Source organism: Streptomyces cathayae (assembly GCF_029760955.1).
In the GTDB taxonomy this organism is placed as follows: domain Bacteria; phylum Actinomycetota; class Actinomycetes; order Streptomycetales; family Streptomycetaceae; genus Streptomyces; species Streptomyces cathayae.
This window is the reverse complement of sequence record NZ_CP121682.1, coordinates 4,386,540-4,406,870: the sequence shown is the minus strand read 5'-3', so window position 1 is coordinate 4,406,870 and position 20,331 is coordinate 4,386,540. Positions and strand designations below refer to the sequence as shown.

The 20,331-nt window shown below is 73.8% G+C and carries 15 protein-coding genes; 9 read left to right on the top strand and 6 right to left on the bottom strand.

The genetic code is table 11. The features are described from left to right. Positions 1-64 precede the first annotated feature (64 nt). Both PYS65_RS20190 and PYS65_RS20185 read left to right on the top strand, forming a co-directional pair. Entirely contained in the window at positions 65-457 is a 393-nt protein-coding gene (locus PYS65_RS20190) for a DUF2530 domain-containing protein (RefSeq protein ID WP_279335327.1), read from the top strand. Between the two features lie 117 nt (positions 458-574). Then, positions 575-2,992 carry a cation-translocating P-type ATPase gene (locus tag PYS65_RS20185; RefSeq protein ID WP_279335326.1) on the top strand — a complete coding sequence of 806 codons (2,418 nt, stop codon included), beginning with the start codon at positions 575-577 and terminating at the stop codon, positions 2,990-2,992. 187 nt (positions 2,993-3,179) lie between these two features. Here PYS65_RS20185 and PYS65_RS20180 read toward each other — a convergent pair whose 3' ends face one another. Beyond that, on the bottom strand, positions 3,180-4,106 hold the full coding sequence (locus PYS65_RS20180; protein WP_279335325.1) for a hypothetical protein: 927 nt from the start codon (positions 4,104-4,106) through the stop codon (positions 3,180-3,182). Positions 4,107-4,433: 327 nt separating this feature from the next. Here PYS65_RS20180 and nhaA point away from each other — a divergent pair, with 327 nt between their 5' ends. Next, positions 4,434-6,326 carry a Na+/H+ antiporter NhaA gene (gene nhaA / locus PYS65_RS20175; protein ID WP_279335324.1) on the top strand — a complete coding sequence of 631 codons (1,893 nt, stop codon included), beginning with the start codon at positions 4,434-4,436 and terminating at the stop codon, positions 6,324-6,326. 69 nt (positions 6,327-6,395) lie between these two features. On the opposite strand, the gene PYS65_RS20170 is transcribed toward nhaA, so the two are convergent. Beyond that, positions 6,396-9,536, bottom strand: a complete 3,141-nt coding sequence (locus tag PYS65_RS20170; RefSeq protein WP_279335322.1) for a sacsin N-terminal ATP-binding-like domain-containing protein — start codon at positions 9,534-9,536, stop codon at positions 6,396-6,398. A gap of 590 nt (positions 9,537-10,126) precedes the next feature. Continuing rightward, positions 10,127-11,053 carry a DUF3027 domain-containing protein gene (locus PYS65_RS20165; RefSeq protein ID WP_279335321.1) on the bottom strand — a complete coding sequence of 309 codons (927 nt, stop codon included), beginning with the start codon at positions 11,051-11,053 and terminating at the stop codon, positions 10,127-10,129. A 317-nt stretch (positions 11,054-11,370) separates the two neighbouring features. Here PYS65_RS20165 and PYS65_RS20160 point away from each other — a divergent pair, with 317 nt between their 5' ends. The 4 genes from PYS65_RS20160 to PYS65_RS20145 all read left to right on the top strand — a co-directional run bounded on the left by PYS65_RS20160 (position 11,371) and on the right by PYS65_RS20145 (position 14,981). Next, positions 11,371-12,819: an MFS transporter gene (locus tag PYS65_RS20160; protein ID WP_279335320.1), complete on the top strand. Its 1,449-nt coding sequence runs from the start codon at positions 11,371-11,373 to the stop codon at positions 12,817-12,819. A 62-nt stretch (positions 12,820-12,881) separates the two neighbouring features. Continuing rightward, entirely contained in the window at positions 12,882-13,379 is a 498-nt protein-coding gene (locus PYS65_RS20155; protein WP_279335319.1) for a DUF2771 domain-containing protein, read from the top strand. A 62-nt stretch (positions 13,380-13,441) separates the two neighbouring features. Then, on the top strand, positions 13,442-14,137 hold the full coding sequence (locus tag PYS65_RS20150; protein WP_279335318.1) for a futalosine hydrolase: 696 nt from the start codon (positions 13,442-13,444) through the stop codon (positions 14,135-14,137). Further along, entirely contained in the window at positions 14,127-14,981 is an 855-nt protein-coding gene (locus tag PYS65_RS20145; RefSeq protein ID WP_279335317.1) for a 1,4-dihydroxy-6-naphtoate synthase, read from the top strand. The genes PYS65_RS20150 and PYS65_RS20145 overlap by 11 nt, the downstream gene beginning before the upstream one ends. Positions 14,982-15,030: 49 nt before the next feature. Here the strand turns inward: PYS65_RS20145 and PYS65_RS20140 are convergent, their stop codons facing one another. Then, positions 15,031-15,414 carry a cold-shock protein gene (locus PYS65_RS20140; protein WP_279335316.1) on the bottom strand — a complete coding sequence of 128 codons (384 nt, stop codon included), beginning with the start codon at positions 15,412-15,414 and terminating at the stop codon, positions 15,031-15,033. 163 nt (positions 15,415-15,577) lie between these two features. Here PYS65_RS20140 and PYS65_RS20135 point away from each other — a divergent pair, with 163 nt between their 5' ends. Beyond that, a complete protein-coding gene (locus PYS65_RS20135) occupies positions 15,578-15,826 on the top strand; it encodes a hypothetical protein (protein ID WP_279335315.1) in 249 nt (82 codons plus the stop codon). A gap of 27 nt (positions 15,827-15,853) precedes the next feature. Here the strand turns inward: PYS65_RS20135 and PYS65_RS20130 are convergent, their stop codons facing one another. Both PYS65_RS20130 and PYS65_RS20125 read right to left on the bottom strand, forming a co-directional pair. Then, positions 15,854-16,525, bottom strand: coding sequence for an HAD family hydrolase (locus tag PYS65_RS20130; RefSeq protein ID WP_279335314.1), 672 nt, complete (start codon positions 16,523-16,525; stop codon positions 15,854-15,856). A 31-nt stretch (positions 16,526-16,556) separates the two neighbouring features. Next, positions 16,557-17,618, bottom strand: coding sequence for a hypothetical protein (locus PYS65_RS20125; RefSeq protein ID WP_279335313.1), 1,062 nt, complete (start codon positions 17,616-17,618; stop codon positions 16,557-16,559). A gap of 119 nt (positions 17,619-17,737) precedes the next feature. On the opposite strand from PYS65_RS20125, the gene PYS65_RS20120 reads away from it, so the two are divergent. Further along, positions 17,738-20,308, top strand: a complete 2,571-nt coding sequence (locus PYS65_RS20120) for a helicase-associated domain-containing protein (RefSeq protein ID WP_279335312.1) — start codon at positions 17,738-17,740, stop codon at positions 20,306-20,308. Positions 20,309-20,331 lie beyond the last annotated feature (23 nt).

Genomic DNA, 20,331 nt, shown 5'->3' with positions numbered 1-20,331 from the left:
CGCGTAGACATCCGCGGACCGGTGCGGCGAACCTCACCCTCGTCCGCCCTCGTAAGCTGTCCGCATGGCCGCTTTCTTCTCGGGTCTCTCGCGTTGGTTCACGGGGACCCCCAAGCACGAGGCGCCGGAGCCCCTGGAGGGCCCCGTGGTCGCCACCATCGTCGGCGGCACGATCATCTGGTTCGCCCTCTTCCTGGTGCAGCTGCCCTTCTACGGCTGGTTCGACGACCACGGCCGCACCTGGTGGCTGTGGACCTGCCTGGCCGGCGGCGGGCTCGGGTTCATCGGCATCTGGTACGTCCGCCGGCGCGACGCCGCGATCAAGCGCGACCGGGCCGCGGCGACCGCGGCGGCTGCGCGGACCGCGGAAACAGCGGAGACGGAACCGGCCGGCGGGCCCTCCGGAACCTCCTCCGGCGCCCCCTCCGGCATGTCCTCCCCGTCGTCGGCCGACTGACCCCCGCCGCTCCCGTACGACCACGGCACTACGGCCGCCCCGCGGTCCTCCTCCCCCGGTCGGATCTTCCGCGCATCCGGTGGGTGAAGCCGTGACGCCGCACGTACCGTCGACTGCATGACGCATCTCGACGCGGACCCGCAGACCGGTGCCGCGCGGCCCGGCACCGTCACCTCGCCGGTGACCGGCCTGACCGCCGCGGAGGTGGCCGAGCGGGCGGCTCTCGGGCAGGTCAACGACGTGCCGGTGCGCAGCAGCCGGTCCGTGCTCGAGATCGTCCGCGCGAACGTCTTCACCCGGTTCAACGCGATCATCGGTGTCCTCTGGGTGATCATGCTGGTCGTCGCGCCCATCCAGGACAGCCTGTTCGGCTTCGTGATCCTCGCCAACACCGGGATCGGCATCGTCCAGGAGTGGCGGGCGAAGAAGACCCTGGACTCACTGGCGCTGATCGGCGAGGTGCGGCCCACGGTGCGCCGGGACGGGGCGAGCACCGAGGTCGGCACCTCCGAGATCGTGCTGGACGACCTGATCGAGATCGGACCGGGCGACAAGGTCGTCGTCGACGGGGTGTGCGCCGAGGCGGACGCGCTGGAGATCGACGAGTCGCTGCTCACCGGCGAGGCCGATCCCGTGGTCAAGCGGCCCGGGGACCGGCTCATGTCCGGGAGCTTCGTGGTCGCGGGCGGCGGTTCCTTCCAGGCGACCAGGGTGGGGCGCGAGGCGTACGCGGCGCAGCTCGCCGAGGAGGCGTCCCGGTTCACGCTGGTCCACTCCGAGCTGCGTTCGGGCATCTCCACGATCCTCAAGTACGTGACGTGGATGATGGTCCCGACCGCGATCGGGCTGATCATCAGCCAGCTGGTGGTCAAGGAGAACGAGCTGAGGAACTCCATCGCCCGCACGGTCGGCGGGATCGTTCCGATGGTGCCCGAGGGGCTGGTGCTGCTCACCTCCGTCGCCTTCGCGATCGGCGTGATCCGGCTGGGGCGCAAGCAGTGCCTGGTGCAGGAACTGCCCGCCATCGAGGGGCTGGCCCGCGTCGACACGGTCTGCCTGGACAAGACCGGCACCCTCACCGAGGGCGGCATGGACGTCACCGGGCTGCGGCTGCTCGACGGCGACGACGAGACGTACGTGCGGAAGGTGCTGGGGGCGCTCGGCGCGTCCGATCCGCGGCCGAACGCGTCCCTCCGGGCGATCGCCGACGCCTACCCGGACGCCGGGGACCGGCGCTGCACCGACACCCTGCCGTTCTCCTCGGCCCGCAAGTACAGCGGCGCCACCTTCGCCGAGGGTGCCGAGGGCGACGAGGGCACCGGGCAGCCGCCCGTCACCTGGCTGCTCGGGGCGCCCGACGTGCTGCTGGACGCCGACGACCCGGCCCTGGAGCGGACCACGCGGCTGAACGAGCAGGGGTTGCGGGTGCTGCTGCTCGCCCGCGCCGGGAGCGACGTGCCCGTGAGCGACCCGGACGCGGCCAAGGACGTCCGCCCGACCGCGCTGGTGGTGCTGGAGCAGCGGCTGCGGCCGGACGCGGCCGACACCCTGCGGTACTTCTCCGAGCAGGACGTCCGCACCAAGGTCGTCTCCGGCGACAACGCCGTGTCGGTCGGTGCGGTCGCGGCCAAGCTCGGGCTGAGCGGTACGGCGGTCGACGCGCGCCGGCTGCCCGCCGAGCGGGACGAGATGGCCGAGGCGCTGGACCGGGGGACGGTGTTCGGACGGGTCGCCCCGCGGCAGAAGCGGGACATGGTGGGCGCGCTCCAGTCGCGCGGGCACACGGTCGCCATGACCGGCGACGGGGTGAACGACGTGCTGGCGCTGAAGGACGCCGACATCGGGGTGGCGATGGGATCCGGTTCGGAGGCCACCCGGGCGGTCGCGCAGATCGTGCTGCTCGACAACAGGTTCGCCACCCTGCCGTCGGTGGTGGCCGAGGGGCGGCGGGTGATCGGCAACATCACCCGGGTCGCGACGCTGTTCCTGGTGAAGACCGTCTACTCGGTGCTGCTGGCGGTGCTGGTGGTGTGCTGGCAGGTGGAGTACCCGTTCCTGCCGCGTCATCTGACCCTGTTGTCCACGCTCACCATCGGCGTCCCGGCGTTCTTCCTGGCCCTCGCCCCCGACAAGGAGCGGGCCCGGCCCCACTTCGTACGGCGGGTCATGCGGTACGCGATCCCGGGCGGGGTGCTGGCCGCGCTGGCGACGTTCGCCACGTATCTGCTCGCCCGCCACCACTACAGCGGTGCGGGGGCCTTGGAGGCGGAGACGAGCGCGGCGACGCTGACGCTGTTCCTGATCTCGCTGTGGGTGCTGGCGATCATCGCCCGGCCCTACACCTGGTGGCGGGTCGGGCTGGTGGTGGCGATGGCCGCGGGGTTCCTGCTGGTGCTGGTCGTGCCGTGGCTGCAGGAGTTCTTCGCGCTGAGGCTGGTGGGGATGACGATGCCGTGGATCGCGGTCGGCATCGCGGTGCTGGCGGCGGCCGTCCTGGAACTCCTGTGGCGGTGGGTGGACCGCGCTTTCGCTTAGCGCTCGGCTCGGGAGGGGACGGTCGGTTCGTCCCTGCGGGCCGGTGGGGGCTGGTCGCTTGGCCCTGCGGGCCGGTGGGGGCTGGTCGCGCAGTTCCCCGCGCCCCTGACGGGGCGTTTTGGTGAACCGCGCGACCAGAGGGACGCGGCTTACTTCACGGTGAACCGCGCGACCAGGGGGACGCGGCTTACTTCACGTCGATGAAGTCGCCCGCGGAGTTGACCGCCGGGGTGGGCGTGTTGCCCGCGAAGGAGTAGCGGTAGTAACCGTCGACGGAGGCCTTGACCGTGGTCTTCAGGTTGCCCTTCGCGTCGGTCGTGATGGTCTTGAGGGTGGTGTAGGTGCTGGTGCCCTTCTTCTTGAACTGGAGCTTCACCGGCTGCTTCGTGTAGCCGGCGTACTTGTTGGTCTCCCAGTTGGCGCGGGTCAGCTTGCCGGTGACCGTGAGGGTCTTGCCCTTCTTGACCGGCTCCGGCGAGGCGTTGACGGTCAGCTTGGAGTAGCGCTGGACCTTGGTGGTGCCGAGGCCGCCCTTCTCCGCGTAGCCGACCTCGGCCATGTCGAGGTCGTCGGAGTCCGGGTCCTCGCCGTTGAAGGCGATGGCCCAGGCGCCGGCCTTCCAGGTGCCGGCGTCCGCGTTCAGCAGCTCGCCGTCCTTGGGACGGATGTCGATGGTGCCGGAGCAGGTGGCCTTGGTCGCCGAGGTCGCCTTGCAGTGGCCGAAGTCGTCGCCGATCAGCACGTTCTGCGGCGCGGCGAAGCTGCCCTTGTAGAGGAACGGGTCGGTGAGGAAGCCGAGCGCGGTGACGTCGACGTCCGCGCCGTGGGTCAGGGTGTAGGTGACCTTGGTCGTGACCCGGTTGCTCGTGCCGACCTTGATCGCCTTGGCGATCTTGAAGTTGGAGAAGGTGACGTTCAGGGCGTACGGCTCGTCGTAGGTGGCGGCACGGGCGCTGAATGCGGCCTTGTCGGACGAGGCGGCGTGCGCGGCCTCACGGACCTTCGCGATGTCCGCGCGGCTCGCGGCGTCGCCGGACGCCTGCGCGGCCGGGGCGGCGAGGGCGGAGAGGGCCAGGGCGCCGGAGACTGCGGCGACGGTGGCTCGGATACGCATGCGTTCTCCATGTGGAGAAGGGGCCCCGACGGTCGTCGTTCCAACGGCTCGTCGTCACTTCCGGGGCCCGAGTGACCTGGGAGTCTGTTGACTCAGGGGATCAGATACGTCACACCGGCAAATGGTTGTACGAGCGATCGAAAACTTGTGTGCGATTCTTGAAGATCACGGCCCCGGCCGCCGCGCGCCGCAAGCAGAGCCCGAAAGGCCAGAAAAATCTGAAGAACCCGAAGGAGGGTCCCGCATGCTCACACCCGTCCGCGACAACCCCTGCCAGCATCATTTCCAGGCCTTGTCCACCATTCGGATGGGTACTGTGGTTCAGTGATGAGCCCGACGAAGACTCCGGACACGCAGTCCCGGGCGAAGCGGCGCTCACTGGGTGGACAGCTCTCCACCCGCGTGCGTTCCTTCATGGAAACCGAGGCCGGCAGCGCCGGCCTGCTCCTGATAGCCGTCGCGGTCGCCCTGATCTGGGCGAACTCACCCTGGTCGGACACGTACACGTCGCTCTGGGCCACCGACCTGTCCCTCTCCCTCGGCAACGCCGAGCTGTCGATGGACCTGGGGCACTGGGTCAACGACGGACTGATGGCCCTGTTCTTCTTCATCATCGGCCTGGAGGTCCGTTACGAGGTCTCCGTCGGTGAGCTGAACAACCGCAGCAAGCTCATGATCCCGCTCCTCGCCGGGATCGGCGGCATGCTCGTGCCCGTCCTGCTGTACCTGGCGATCGCGCCCGGGGGCGAGGCCGCCATGGGCTGGGGCGTGGTCATCGGCACCGACACGGCGTTCATGCTGGGCGCGCTCGCCATCGTGGGCCCGCGGTTCGTCACACAGCTGCGCGTCTTCCTGCTGGCCATCACCGTCATCGACGACATCGTGGCCGTCACCGTGATCGGCGTGGTCTACTCCGGCAGCATCAATGTGACGGAGCTGGTCATCGCGCTCCTCCTGGGCGTGCTGCTGTCCGCACTGACCCGCTTCGGCGTCTGGCAGGCGGCCCCGTACATCCTGATCGTCCTGGTGATGTGGCTCGCCACCCTCCAGGCCGGTCTCCACGCCTCCATCGCCGGCATGCTCGGCGGCCTCCTGATCCCTGCCCGGAACCCGTCGCGCGAGGGAGTGGAACAGGCCGCGCGGCTCTTCCGCGCCTTCCGTCAGTCCCCCCTCGCGGACGTCGGCAAGACGGCACGCAGGGGGCTCCAGCAGGCCGTCTCCGTCAACGAGCGGATGCAGACGGTGCTCCACCCCTGGTCCAGCTACGTCATCGTCCCGGTGTTCGCACTGGCCAACGCCGGTGTCGACCTGCGCAACGGCGTCCTGACCGACTCCCTGACCTCCCCCGTCACCTGGGCCGTGGTCGTGGGTCTCGTCGTCGGAAAGCTGGTCGGCATCTGGGGCGGCGCCCACCTCGGCACCCGGACCGGGCTCGGGAAGCTCCCGACCGGGGTGGGGGAGGGCCATGTCCTGGGCGGCGGTGTCCTGTCCGGCATCGGCTTCACCGTGTCCCTGCTGATCGTCGGGCTCGCCTTCGAGGATCCGGTCATCCGTGCCGAGGGGACCGTCGGTGTCCTGCTGGCCGCCCTGTTCTCCACCCTCGCGGGCTGGCTCGTGTTCCATCTGGCCGCGGTCCTGCGCGGGGAGACCGACGCGGACCTGCCCCGCTATCTGGACCGTCCGGTCGACCCGGAGACGGACCACATCCTCGGACCCCCCGAAGCGCCCCTCACCCTGGTGGAGTACGGCGACTTCGAATGTCCCTTCTGCGCCCGCGCCACGGGCGTCACCCAGGAACTGCGGCAGCGTTTCGGCGACCAGTTCCGCTACGTCTTCCGGCACCTGCCGCTGCCCGACGTGCACCCGCACGCCGAGCTCGCCGCGCGGGCGGCGACGGCCGCCGGCATGCAGGGCCGCTTCTGGGAGATGCACGACCTGCTCTACCGGCACCAGGACGAGCTCGACTACCAGGACAGCGCCGGCTACGCCGCCGACCTCGGACTCGACGTCGAGAAGTTCCTCCGCGACCTCGACGACGAGGAGACGGCCGAGCGCGTACGGGCGGACGCCGCCAGCGCCGAGGCCAGCGGGGCCCGAGGGGTTCCGACGTTCTTCGTCGGCAACCGCCGTCACACCGGCCCGTACGACGCGGCGACGCTCGCCCGCGAGCTCGAGGCGTACGCGAAGGAGTCCGGCGCCCAGGCGCCCACGCAGCAGTAGCGACAGGAGCAGGCGAGAGGTCCGCCGTGGGGGTGGGCCGGGGGCGACCCCGGCCCACCCCCCACGCGTTCAGTCGAACCAGCGGTCCCGTGCCAGTTCCTCCGTCCTGGACGGATCCTCCAGCAGGGCCGCGACCTCGAAGCGGCGCGGCCACTGACCGGCCGCCCAGGCCAGCCCGGCGGCGACGCCCTCCAGGGTGGCGGCGTGCGGCACGCCGTCGCCGGTCAGCCGCCAGTCGATCTCCACGCCGTCCACGACGAGCTCCTCGTGCTCGACGTACGTCTTTGGGGTGCGCGGCCCGAGCAGGACCCGCACGGACTCCGGCACGTCGTACTCGGTGCCCCGAGAGCCGACCTCCCCGGTGACGGACTCGCTCAGCCGCCGCACCTGGAACAGTTCGGCCAGCTCGGCCGCCCGCGCGGGGCGGACGGGCAGCAGGGCCACACCCGCGGTGAACGGCAGCAGGTCGGGCGAGTCGACGACCACCGCGTCGGCGGCGTCCACCACCTCGACCCGGCCGTCGACCACCGCGCGCAGCTCGTCCGGCAGGGTCACCTGTTCCGGCTCCAGGTCGGCCAGCGCCCCGTAGAGGGCGTGCAACTGGGCGGCGGTGACCGCGCGGCCGGGGTCGGCGAGACGGTCGAGGAGTTCGGCCGCGCCGCCCGGTTCGTCGAGCAGCGCGGACACGGAGGTGCGCACCCCGAGCGCCCGCAGCACCTGCTCGTCCTCGAAGCCGGCGGCGTCGGCCTCGTCGTACAGGCCGCGCAGCAGCGGGTCGCTCCCCGCGGCGCGCAGACCGGCCGGCCGGCGGCCGCCGAGCACCGGGTGCCCGCGCAGCCACCAGGCGGTGTACGGGCGGACCACCTCGTGGGTGCCGTCGGGCAGCAGGACGCGCACCGGCTGGGTGAGCGCGTCGCGCAGCGGCGGGCGGGCGAGCAGGGCGAGGGCCCGGGGCCACTGGTCGTCGTCGACGAGGTCGAGGTCGCGCACGGCGACGATCTCGGTGGCGACCGGCGGCACCGGGCTGTCGGGGAAGCGGTCGAGGATGTCCTCGCTCCACACGTCCACCGCGTCGAGCAGGCCCGCGTCGTCGGGTTCGGCGTAGTCCCCTTCCCGCGGCTCGAGTTCGTCCGGGTCGAGGACGACGTCGGTGGCGCGGACGAGGGCGAAGTCGACCAGCACCCCGCAGGCGGCCAGCGGGGCCTCGCCCCACTTCTGCGCCAACTCGATGTCCACCGAGGCGAGCTCGCCCTCGCGCATGACACGGGCGAAGGGGCCGTCGGGGAAGACCAGTTCGCAGGCCGGGGAGAGTCCGCCGTCCTCGTCGGGCAGGGCGAGGGCGCCCAGCCAGGGTTCGTCGCCGGGTTCGAGACCGGCGTCACGCACCAGGCCGAGCACGGTGTCGGCGAGTTCCTCGGCGTCGGGCGCCTCCTCCTCCCAGCCCATGGCGGCCATGCCGCCCTCGTCGTCGAGGGAGGCGGCGACGGCGGCCCGCACCTGCGGGGTGGTGAGCACCGCGCGCGGGGTGGCCGGGAGGGCACCGAGCTTCTCCAGCAGGGGGTGCGCGGCGTCCGGGTGGGCGACCTTGAGGCCGAGCCGGGCCAGCACCCCGGGATCGATCCGGGGGGCCTCCGCACCGGGCAGCAGCACCTGCCGGGGGCCGATGGTGGTACGCCGGTCGGCGAGCGGCACGGGCAGCCCGGAGAGCCGGTCCGGGTCGACCCCGGCAAGGCTCTCGTACAGCCGCCCCCACCACTCGGGCGCCTTCTCCAGCCCGGCGAGCCGGTCGATCGCGTCGGCCAGCGGGACCCGGGGCACGCCCAGGGCACGCAGTTCCGTCCGCCGTTCGAGCCCGGCGGGCAGCAGGGTGGGCAGCACCTCGGCGAGCACCCGCACGGTGTCGGCCCCGGCGCCCTCGACGATCTCGGCGTCCCGGGGACGCAGGGACTCGGGCAGACCGGAGTCGTCGTCCTGCTCGCGCGGGGGGACGGCGGGGGGCAGGAAGGAGGTGCGGGGCAGCCGCCCGAGGACCGCCTGGCGCAGGGCGCCGTCCAGTTCGCCCTTGCCGAGCGGGCCGGGCACCAGGTCGATGATCCCGGCGGTCACCGGATGCCACTCCGCGAGGAGACCGGCGTAGGCGTCGGCCGCGCGCTCCACCAGGAAGTCGGTGAGCGGGCCGGGGGCGACGTGCCGGCGGGTGGAGTCCAGCGGGAAGGAGGCGATGAGCAGGGCGGGGACGCCGAGCGGCTCGTCGCTGGGGGTGGGGGCGTGCACGACGGGGCCGGTGCGGGGCCGGACGGGGCTGCCGTCGGAGTCGACGGGGACGGCCCAGGTGACCGACCAGTGGGGCCGCAGCCGCTCCTCGACGGGACGGTCGGCGAGCAGGTCCGGGGTGAGCGGGCCGTGCGCGGCGGAGGTGCGCCAGCGGGTGGCGCCGTGGCCGGAGTCCGTGACGACGGTGAGGGCGCCCTCCGCGCTCCGGCGCACGGTGCGGGGCTCGGCGTCGCCGATCTCGACGACGACCTCCTCCAGGCCGGGCAGGGCGAGCAGCAGGGCGTCGTCGACGGCGTGCAGCAGCCGCTCGGCGAGGTCGGCGGCGGCCGGGTCGCGCAGCGGCAGGATGACGGCGGTGTCGTACGGGTCGGGGGCGGTGCCCTCGGCGGCGAAGGGCAGGCGCAGCAGCGGTACGTGCCCGTCGCGGCGGCGGATCTCGTCGCCGAGACCGGCGCTGTGCCCCGCGCTGTCACCGGCGAGTTCCCGGGCCTCGGCCAGCGACCACCGCACCCCGCCCTGCCGGCCGACGAGGGCGGGCTCGTCGGTGACGGCGAGGACGGCGGCGAACCCGACGCCGAACCGGCCCACGGCCCCGGCGGGCTCGTCCCGCTTCGCGGACGCCCGCAGGGTGGACAGCGACTCCACCCCGGCCGCGTCCAGCGGGGCGCCGGTGTTCGCGGCGACGAGCACCCCGTCGCGCAGCGTGAGCCGGAGCCGTCCCGGCACCCCCGCGCGGGCGGCGGCGTCGGCGGCGTTCTGCGCCAGTTCGACGACGAGGCGGTCCCGGTACCCGCCGAGGACGAGGTCCTCCTCGGCGTTGGCGTCCTCACGGAACCGGGCGGGACTGGCGGCCCAGGCGTCCAGCACCCCACGCCGCAACCGCACCGTCCCGAACGGGTCGGCGCCCTCGTCCGCAGGCCGTACGAACATGCTCACGGTCACTCTCCTCATCGGCCCCGATCGGCGTGAGACCGAAGGTACCCCTCCACGGGACCCCGCCGAGGACAGCCCGGTCGGCCCCGGGGCGTTCGAGCGACGCTCCGCCCCGAAGCGGAAGCGGACCGGGTACCTCCTCGATGACGGACAGGCGGACTCCGACCACAGTGCGTACTCGCCCGTCCCCCGCCGGAGGCCCGAAGACCGGAGTGCGACGCCGCGGATCCCGGCCACCGGCGGCTCGCTGAACTCGGAGCCGCGGAGGCAGCGCGCATCGTGGCCCTGGAGCCCGACGGGGCCAGGACCTTCGTCGAGCCGCGCCAGGCGGCCCGTTCCCTGATCGCGGATTCCCCGGACGCCGAGGAACCGGATCAGCCGGTCCGCCTGCTCCTGACTGCGCCTCGCCCCACCGGAACACCACCGTCCGCGCGCGCGTGAGCACTTCGGCCGCATCCGTCCACATGCCGCTCACCCGAGCGCCCGGACGACACGTGGCCGCTGACCGCTCACGGTTCCCGGCACGCACGACGAGGGACCGAACCCGTGTCAGGGCCCGAGTCCGCCTCGGACCCTGGCACGAGTGCCGCAGCCTACGAGTGCCCCAGTTCCGCCGAGGACGCGTCCTCCGTCGCCGGGACCGAGCCGGAGTCGGGGGAGGGGCGCAGCGGGAAGGGGTCGACGCGGGTCTCGTCGATCCGGGGCGGGACGGGCTGGGGCGGCCTGGGCATGACCGCGGCCTCCGAGTGGCCGCCGCAGCCGTAGGAGAGGGAGACGACACGGCCGTCGGCCGGGGAGAACTCGTTGGCGCACACACCGAAGGCCTGGCCGAGCGATCCGCCGATCGGGGCGAGGAAGCCGCAGGACACACAGGACGCGGGGGCCGCCTGCGCCATCGGGGTCTTGGCGCCGAAGGCCTCCTCCCAGCGGTCGGCGGCGGTGTGCAGGCCGTAGCGGGACAGGACGCGGGCGCGCCGCATGCCGAGTTCCTCGGCGAGGGCCGCGATCGACCCGCGGGCCGGGACGGTCGCCTGGTGCGCCGGGGTGCCCTCGGTGACGTCCGCGTCCTCGGCCTCCGCCAGTTCGGTGAACTCCTCGGAGACCGGCGAGTTCGGCGGCGGCGCGTCCTCACCGGAGAAGCCGGGCTCCAGCCGCAGGTCCTCGGCGTCGGTGGGCAGCAGATCGCCGGGGCCCATGTCGCCGGGGCGCAGCCGCTCGCTCCACGGCACCCACTCCGGCGCGAGGATCGCGTCGGGGCCGGGCAGCAGGACCGCCTCGTCCACCGTGACGATCTTGGCGCGGGAGGCGCGGGCGACGGTGACGGCCCAGCGCCAGCCGCGGTAGCCGAGTTCCCTGCACGCGAAGTAGTGGGTGACGACCCGGTCGCCCTCGGAGAGCATGCCTTCGTGTTCGCCGACGACCCCGGGCGCGGCGGCCTCCTCGGCTGCCGCGCGGGCGAGGTCGACGGCCTCGGCGCACAGCCGGTCGGGGGTGCGGCTTCGCGTTGTCGCTGCCTTCACAGGTATCGCTTCTCTCCTACGCCGTCTCACGAGTGCGCCACTCCCGGCGCGAGGGCGGACGGAGCGGACCGGAGGACCGCGTCGACGTCCACGCCTGATCGTGCTCGGGCGCGCCTCCATCCATTCTGCGGGATGGCTGAGATACGCACGCTACCTGCTCGCGTGCCCTGGGCCTACACCGACGGTTGTTCTCGAGTGTTCTCAGCTGTTCCCGGGCATCGCGCGCCGGCGCCGCGTTCCGCCGGAAGCCGCACACCGTGGGGCCGTCGAGGCGGTCGGGGCACTACGGACCGCCGTATCAGGGCACTATGAACGTCGTGGCTACCGCGAGGACACCCCAGGGCGCCACCGGGACCGGTGGGCCGCACGAAGCCAGAGGGGTCAGAGTCAGAGGAAAGGGCCCGCGCCTCACATCGGGCAGGCCGGGCGGCCGTCTGCGTGCGGCCGGCCGTGTCCTGCGCTTCCCGGTGACCGGAACCGCACGCGGGATCCGCCGGGCCACCCACGCGCACGGCGCCGGGGAGTCCGGGCTCGGCAAACTGATCGAGCTGCACGGTGTGAACGGCGCCGGCGACGTCATGATCACCGTCGCGCTCGCGTCCACCGTCTTCTTCTCCGTGCCGACCGACGAGGCACGCGGCCGGGTCGCGCTCTACCTCGCCATCACGATGGCGCCGTTCACCCTTCTGGCCCCGGTGATCGGCCCGCTCCTGGACCGTCTCCCGCACGGCCGCCGGGCCGCGATGGCGGGCGCGATGCTCGCCCGGGCGCTGCTCGCCCTGGTGCTGTCCGGCGCGGTGGTCACCGGCGGCCTCGAGCTGTATCCGGCCGCGCTCGGCGTGCTGGTCTCCTCGAAGGCGTACGGGGTGGTCAGAAGCGCCGTCGTGCCCCGGCTGCTGCCGCCCGCGTTCTCCCTGGTGAAAGCCAACTCGCGGGTCACCCTCGGCGGGCTGCTGGCCACCGGCGTCGCGGCGCCGATCGGTGCGGGACTGCACCAGATCGGACCGCGCTGGCCGCTGTACGGGGCGTTCGTGCTCTTCGTCACAGGCATGTTCCTGTCCTTCCGGCTGCCGCCGGTGGTGGACTCCGCCAAGGGTGAGGACACGGCGCTGCTCGCGGCGGACGAGGCCCATCTGCACGGCCCGCACCGCAGGTCCGGCAGGCGGCCCGGTCTGCGCACGGTCGGCCTGGCCGTCACCCACGCGCTGACCGCCAACGCCTCCATCCGCTGTCTGACCGGCTTCCTGATCTTCTTCCTCGCGTTCCTGCTGCGCGAGCATCCGATGTCCGGCCAGAGCGCCGTCGTGTCCCTGGGCATCGTGGGGGTGGCGGCGGGCGCGGGCAACGCGCTCGGTACGGCCGTCGGCGCGTCGCTCCGGTCCCGCGCGCCGGAGATCATCATCGTGACGGTGGTGGCCTGTGTGACGGCCGCGGCGATCACGGCGGCGGCGCTGTTCGGCGCGGTCGTGGTGGCCTGCCTCGCCGGGATCGCCGGCTTCGCGCAGGCACTGGCCAAGCTGTCCCTGGACGCGCTGATCCAGCGGGACGTGCCCGAGACGGTCCGCACATCGGCGTTCGCCCGCTCCGAGACGCTGCTGCAGATGGCGTGGGTGCTGGGCGGGGCGATCGGTATCGCGATGCCGCTGATCGGGTCGCTGGGCCTCGCGGTGGGCGCCGCGATCGTCGCCGCGGGCTGGCTGACCACCGTCCGCGCGCTGATCGGCTCCGCCCGGCACGGGGGCCGCGGGCGCGCGCGAGTGGCGTAACGCTCCGGCCACGCCGTACCCCACGTGGGAAGTGGACCGGACGTGCCCGATAACCTTCGCCCATGACCACGTTGCCCCGCGGCACAGCCGCTCGAAGTGACCGCGCTGTGCGACGGCGCCGTGCCGTCGTCGTCGCCGGTGCCGTCTCCGCCGGACTGCTCGTCCTGTCGGCCTGTGACAAGCCGACGGCCATGTCCACGATCACCGTCGGCAGCGACTCGGTGGCCTCCGAGGCCACCTGCGGCGGCGAGGGCAAGGCCCTGAAGGCCTCCGACCTGACGTCGTGCCTGGAGGACAAGGACATCAAGGAGATCTCGGTCGACCCGGACGAGACCGTGCGCTTCGGTGTCGACCCGGACCTCGCCGACAAGGGCTGGACGATCCTGATGAACGGTCAGCCGCTGACCGACTCCAGCACCAAGACCTACCGCACCATCCCCGGCAGCGTGTTCTTCAACGCCCAGTACGGCGCCCAGGGCAACTCGACCCTGGTGTCGGTCAAGCAGGGCGAGAACGAGGCCACCGGCCTGTGGTCCTTCCGGCTGAAGAAGGACGCCTGATCGCGTCGTCCGCCGAGGCGCCCCCCGCCCCCACGAGACCGGGAGCGCGGGGAGGAGTCCTCGTGGCCACCGCCGTCCCCGCCGAACGGGACGCGGTGGCCAGGGCCTTTCCCGGTGCCGCGCACGGGAGGGCCCTGCCCGGGGTGGAGGTCGTCACGATCGCCGACGGCCCCGATCTGATCGCCGCCGGTGTCGGCCCGGCCCGCGCCGCCGCCTCCACGGCCGCCGCGCTCACCGCCGCCGCTCTGGACGGCCGCCCCTACGGCCTGGTCGTCTCGGCCGGGATCGCCGGCGGCTTCCCGCCGCACGCGCCCCTCGCCTCGCTCGTCGTCGCCGACGAGATCACCGCCGCCGACCTGGGCGCCGAGACCGCCGACGGCTTCCTGCCGGTGACCGACCTCGGCTTCGGCACCGTCACCCACCGGCCCCCCGCCGCCCTGGTCCGGGAGGTGGCCGCCGCGTCCGGCGCGCTCACCGGTGCCGTGCTCACCGTGTCGACGGTGACCGGCACCGCGGCCCGCGCCGCCCGGCTCCGCGACCGCCACCCCGGCGCGCTCGCCGAGGCCATGGAGGGCTTCGGCGTCGCCGAGGCCGCCGCCGCGCACGGCCTGCCCGTGCTGGAGGTACGGGCGGTGTCGAATCCCGTCGGCCCGCGCGACCGCGCCGCCTGGCGCATCGGTGACGCCCTGGACGCCCTCACCGAGGGCTTCGGGAAGATCGCGCCCGTCCTGGAGAGTTGGAACCGGTATGACAGCTGAGCAGCAGCGGCTGGGGATCGTGTACTCCCCCTGCCCGAACGACACCTTCGTCTTCGACGCCCTCGCGCACGGCCGCGTCCCCGGCGCGCCCGCCCTCGACGTCACCTTCGCCGACATCGACGTCACCAACGGCATGGCCGAGCGCGGCGAGTCGGACGTGCTGAAGGTGTCGTACGCGGCCCTCCCCTACGTCCTCGACGCGTACGCGCTGCTGCCCTGCGGGGGCGCGCTGGGCCGGGGCTGCGGACCGCTGGTGCTGACCCGGGAGGAAGGGCTGGACCTGGCGGGGCGCACGGTCGCCGTGCCCAGCGAGAGGTCGACGGCCTACCTGCTGTTCCGGCTGTGGGCGGCGGACGTGGTGCCCGGTGGGGTCGGGGAGATCGTGGTGATGCCGTTCCACGAGATCATGCCCGCCGTCCGGGACGGGAAGGTCGACGCCGGGCTCGTCATCCACGAGGCGCGCTTCACCTACCGGGAGTACGGGCTGCACCGGCTCGCGGACATGGGTGAGCACTGGGAGCGGACCACCGGGCTGCCGATCCCGCTGGGCGCGATCATCGCCAGGCGGTCCCTCGGAGCGCGGACGCTGACCCTGCTCGCCGACTCGATCCGCCGCTCCGTACGGGCCGCCTGGGACGACCCCGAGGCGGCCCGGCCGTACGTCATGGCGCACGCCCAGGAGATGGACCCGACCGTCGCCGACCAGCACATCGGGCTGTACGTCAACGAGTTCACCGCCGACCTCGGCGAGGACGGCTACGCGGCCGTACGGGGCCTGCTGACGCGTGCGGCGGCCGAGGGACTGGTGCCGCCCCTCGGCCCGGACGCCCTGCGGTTCCCCTGACCCTTACCGGTGCGGGCACGGGTGTCGGTACCGGTGCCGGCCGGCCGGATCAGACGTCCAGCTGGTCGGCGACCGCGCGGAGCAGGCCGGCGATCTGCTTTCCGGAGGTGCGGTCCGGGTAGCGGCCCTTCTCCAGGTTCGGCGCGAGGTTCTCCAGCAGGGTCGTCAGGTCCTGGACGATGGAGGCCAGTTCGTCGGGCTTCTTGCGCTGGGCGGCCGCGACCGACGGGGTCGGGTCGATGACGGTCAGGGACAGGGCCTGGTCACCTCGCTGTCCGGCGACCACGCCGAACTCCACCCGCTGGCCCGGCTTCAGGGTCTCGACTCCGGCGGGGAGGACCGAGGAATGGACGAAGACGTCACCGCCGTCGTCACGGGAGAGGAAACCGAAGCCCTTCTCACTGTTGAACCACTTGACTTTGCCGGTGGGCACGTCTGTCCTCGTCCTCGTACTCGTCGGGAAACCGCTTCTGGAACAGCTCTCGATAACGCTCGGGCAGATCCTGGTGACCCACCGCAACCAAGGCTAATGGTCTTCGGGCGGGTGACAAGACGTCGCCCGGTAGTTCCCTCCGGCCAGGAACTACCCTGGTCCGGTGGCTGACAAAACCCAAGCGAATTCCGCGGCGCCCGGCGACGGCCTGGTCCGTGCAGGCGGCGTCGTCTTCCTCATCGGTACCGTGGCCACTCTGGTCACGGTGGCCCCGTTGTTCCTCGGTACGGAGCCCTTCCCGACGTACATGTTCGTACTGAGCATGCTCATGGGGGTCGGTTTCCTGATGGCCGGTGCGGGAGTGCTCCGCTCGGCCGCGGCCGGCCGCCGTCAGGCACGCGCCGGACGGTAGGCCGTCGGGCGCCCCGGCGGGGAGCCGTCAGGGGCGCGCCGCGCGGTGGTCCGCGAACCAGCGGGGGAACTCGGTCAGGTCGGCGAGGACGACGTCCGCGCCCGCCGCGCGCAGTTCCGCCGGGTCGCACGGGCCGCTGGCGACCGCGACCGCCAGTGCTCCGGCGGCCCGCGCGCCGCGCACGTCACCCACATGGTCGCCGACGTACACGCCCGCGCCGTGCTCGCGCAGCGCCAGCGCCTTCTGCTCGGCCCACAGATCGCCGATCACCGCGTCCGGTTCGATGCCGAGGTGGGCGAGGTGCAGCTTGGCGTTGGGCTCGTGCTTCGCGGTGACGACGATCGCCTGTCCGCCCGCCTCCCGTACGGCCGCCATGGCGTCGCGGGCGCCGGGCAGCGCCGGCGTGGGGGCTATGGCGTAGGTCGGGTACATCGACCGGTACAGGTCCGCCGCCTCCTCGACCCGCTCGGCCGGGAACCAGTTGATCAGTTCGTCCTCCAGCGGCGGTCCCAGCCGGGTGACGACGAGATCGGCGTCCACGGGGGTGCCGGTCCGCTCGGCCAGCGCCAGGTAGCAGGCGCGGATGCCGGGCCGGGAGTCGATGAGCGTCATGTCGAGGTCGAAGCCGACGGTGAGCGGCGCGGACGGGAGCGGGGAGGACGGGAGCGAGGTGGACGGGAGCGGGGTCGTGGAGGCCATGCCCGCCATTGTGCCTGCGGCTCGTGCGAGGTCAGCGGGGGCGTTGGGAGCGCCAGGTGAGGAACAGGGCCGAGGTCACCGCCGCGGCCCGGACCACCCAGGGCCAGGTTTCGAAGACGGCGTCGTTCATGGCGCCGTCGGCGACGGGGGTGCCCCAGCGTTCCTCGGTCCGGCCCCAGAGCCAGACGATCCCGCCCGCGATCGCGAGGCCCGGCAGGACGACGACCGCCCACTTGATCTCGGCCCGGGTGAGGCGGCGGGAGGCGTAGGCGATGACCCAGCCGAGGAACAGGGCGAACCAGTTGCCCAGGACGGCACCCACGACCAGCAGGCCCGCGGCGACCAGGAGCAGGGGGTTGCTCCAGCGGCCGGAGGGGAGCCGCACGAACCGACGCCGGGCGGACCGGGACCCGGCCGCGGTTCCGGCACCGGTGTCGGTGTCGGTCCCGGCTTCGACGACGGCCGGCGCGGGGGCCTTCCCGTCCGGGCCCGCCGCCCCGTCCGGTTCCTTCGCCGGCGGGGGCTTGAGCAGTTCGGGGATCTCCACTCCGCCGACGAAACCGGTGACCTCGTCGCCGACGCCGAAGGGGCTGTCGTCCACCCGCCACCAGTCGGGCTGGGCAGCGCTGTCCCCGAGTTCGTCCGTACCGGCCCGGTGCGGCGGGGACGGTACGCCGGCGGCGGGCCCGGGGTGCGGGTTCCCGGCCGGACGGGGGCGGGGGACCGCGCGGCGCAGGACGTCCCGCGCGCGCCCGCCGAGGTCCCCGCTCCGCTGGGCGGGAACCTCGGCGGGCGGCGGTGCGGGCCTGTTCGCGGTGGGCCCCTCCGGCCGAGGATCCGCGCCACCGGCCCCGGCCGCCCCGGAGGGGTCCGCGGCCGCCGCCACGACCTCGTCCGGGGTGCCCATGCGGGAGATGATGCGGCGCACGGCGGCCGGGGAGTCGACCGCGGTCCTCGCCCGGCGCCGGTCGATCTCGTCACGCAGCCGGGCGACCAGGCCCATCCGGGTCGCCGACGGCAGCTGCCGCTGCTGGGCCACGTCACCGACGCGGCTCAGGTACTCGTAGACGACCTGGTCACTCTCGATACCCACGAAGTGCCCTCCGGGGCGGATGCGTTGGTACACGACGTCGGACGACGGTACCGCGAGTCCGGTCGGCCGACCCAACTCCGCGCACCCCACCGGCGTACCCACCCGCTACCGTGATGCGGATGAGCACCGAGGAGAAGCCCGCGGCGGCCCCCCGATCCCTCGCGGAAGAGCTCCGGGGGCGGGACGACGTCGGGCTTGCCGCGCTCCTGCGCAGCAGGCCGGACCTCGTCACGCCCGTGCCCACCGACCTCACCCAGCTCGCCACCCGGGCCGGGACCCGGGCCTCGGTCGTGCGGGCCCTGGAGCGGCTGGACCGGTTCGCGCTGCAGACCGCGCAGGCGCTGGCCGTGGCGGCCGATCCGGCGCCGTACGACGAGCTGCTCGGGCTGCTGGCCGGCGACGAGGGCGATCCCGCGGTGTCCGCCGCGCTGCCGCACGTCGTGCGGACGCTGCGCGAACAGGCGCTGGTGTGGGGCGGCGACGACCGGCTGCGGCTGGTCCGTACGGCCCGTGAGCTGCTCTCCCCCTCCGCGCAGCACCCCTCGCCGACCGGTCTCGGCCCGACCGTGCGGGAGGCGACGGCCGGGATGTCCCCGGGGCGGATCCAGGAGATCGTCACGGCGGCCGGGCTGCCGTCCACCCATGACTCGGTCTCCGCGGTGGCCGCCCTGACCGGGCTGTTCACGGACCGGGCGCGGATGTCGGCGCTGCTCGCCGAGGTGCCGCCCGAGTCTGCGGAGACGCTGGAACGGCTGGTGTGGGGGCCGCCCTACGGCCAGGTCACCGCCGATCCGGCGCCCCGGCTGCGTCTGCTGCTGGACCGGGGGCTGCTGCTGCCGACGGCGCCCGGCACGGTCGTGCTGCCGCGTGAGGTGGCGCTGCATCTGCGGGGCGGGCGGGCGCACCGGGCGACCGAGCCGGTGCCGCCACCTGTTGAACCCGTACCCGCGCCCGCGCACCGTCCACAGGTGGTGGACGCGGCGGCGGCCGGGCAGGCGTACACGGCGCTGGCGGCCGTCGAGGAACTGCTGAAGGACTGGGACGAGGGCGGTCCGGCGGTGCTGCGGTCCGGCGGGCTGAGCGTGCGGGACCTGAAGCGGACCGCCGTCGCCCTGGACGTGCCCGAGCCGGTCGCCGCGTTCTGGGTCGAACTGGCTTATGCGGCAGGGTTGTTGGCCTCCGACGGGGAGGCCGACGAGCGGTACGCGGCGACCCCGGCGTACGACACCTGGCTGGAGCGGCCCGCCGCCGAGCGCTGGACGGTGCTGGCCACGGCGTGGCTGGCGGCGACCCGGACCCCGGGACTGGTCGGCGAGCGGGACGCGAAGGACCACACGGTGGCGGCGCTCGGTCCGGGGCTCGACCGGTCGGCGGCGCCCGAGGTGCGGCACCGGGTGCTGGCGCTGCTGGCGGGCCTGCCGGAGGGGACGGCTCCGGTGGCCGAGTCGGTGCCGGCGCGGCTGCGGTGGGAACGCCCGCCGCGCCCCGGCACCGGCGACGGCGAGGACCTGCGCTCCCGGCTCGCCCGGTGGACGCTCACCGAGGCGGAGACACTGGGAATCACCGGCCGGGGGGCGCTCTCGGCCCACGGGCGGGCGCTGCTCGGCCTGCCCGCGCCGGAACCGGACCGTCCGGACCACCCGGCCGAACCGGAGCCCCGGGGGCCGGGCGACCGGTTGCCGGTCCACCACCGGCCGGCCCCGCCGCCGGGTCTCCTCTCCCCCGCCGGGTTCTCCCCCGCCGAGCCGAAGAACGTCACCGCCGCCGCCCGGCTGCTGGCACCGCTGCTGCCCGAACCGCTGGACCACGTCCTGCTCCAGGCCGACCTGACGGCCGTCGCGCCGGGCCCGCTGCGACGGCCGCTCGCGGACATGCTGGACGTGCTCGCGGACGTGGAGTCGAAGGGCGGGGCGACCGTCTACCGGTTCACTCCGGGCTCGGTACGCCGTGCCCTGGACGCCGGGCAGACCGCCGCCGACCTGCACGCCTTCCTCACGGCGCACTCCCGCACACCGGTTCCGCAGCCGCTGGCGTACCTGATCGACGACGTGGCCCGCAGACACGGGCATCTGCGGGTGGGCGCGGCCTCCGCGTACGTACGCTGCGACGACGAGGCGGTGCTGAACGAGATCCTCGCCGACAAGCGGGCCGCGGAGCTGGGGCTGCGCCGTCTCGCGCCGACCGTGCTGGCCGCGCGGGCCGACCCGGCCGGCCTGCTGGAGGGGCTGCGCCGGATGGGGTTCGCGCCGGCCGCCGAGTCCGCCGAGGGCGATGTCCTGATCACCCGCGCCCATGCCCACCGCACCCCGCCGCGCACGCCGCCCGAGCCGGTTCCGGAGGGGCCGCCGGTGCCCGACGACACCCTGCTCACGGCGGCGATCCGGGCCGTACGGGCGGGCGACCTCGCCGCCACCGCCCCCCGCAAGCCCCGGGCCGGGCGCGGGGGCGGCGAGCTGCCGCGCACCGGGTCCGCCGAGACCCTCGCCACCGTGCAGGCCGCCGTCCTCACCGGCGAGGCACTGTGGATCGGCTACGTCAACGCCGAGGGCGCGGCCAGCCAGCGCGTCATCGCCCCGGTCCGCGTCGAGGGCGGCTTCGTCACGGCGTACGACCACACCGCCGACGAGGTCCGCACCTATCCGCTGCACCGGATCACGGGCGTCGCGGAACTGGCGGACGACGAGAGCTGAGCCCGCTCCGCGGCGCGGCGTAG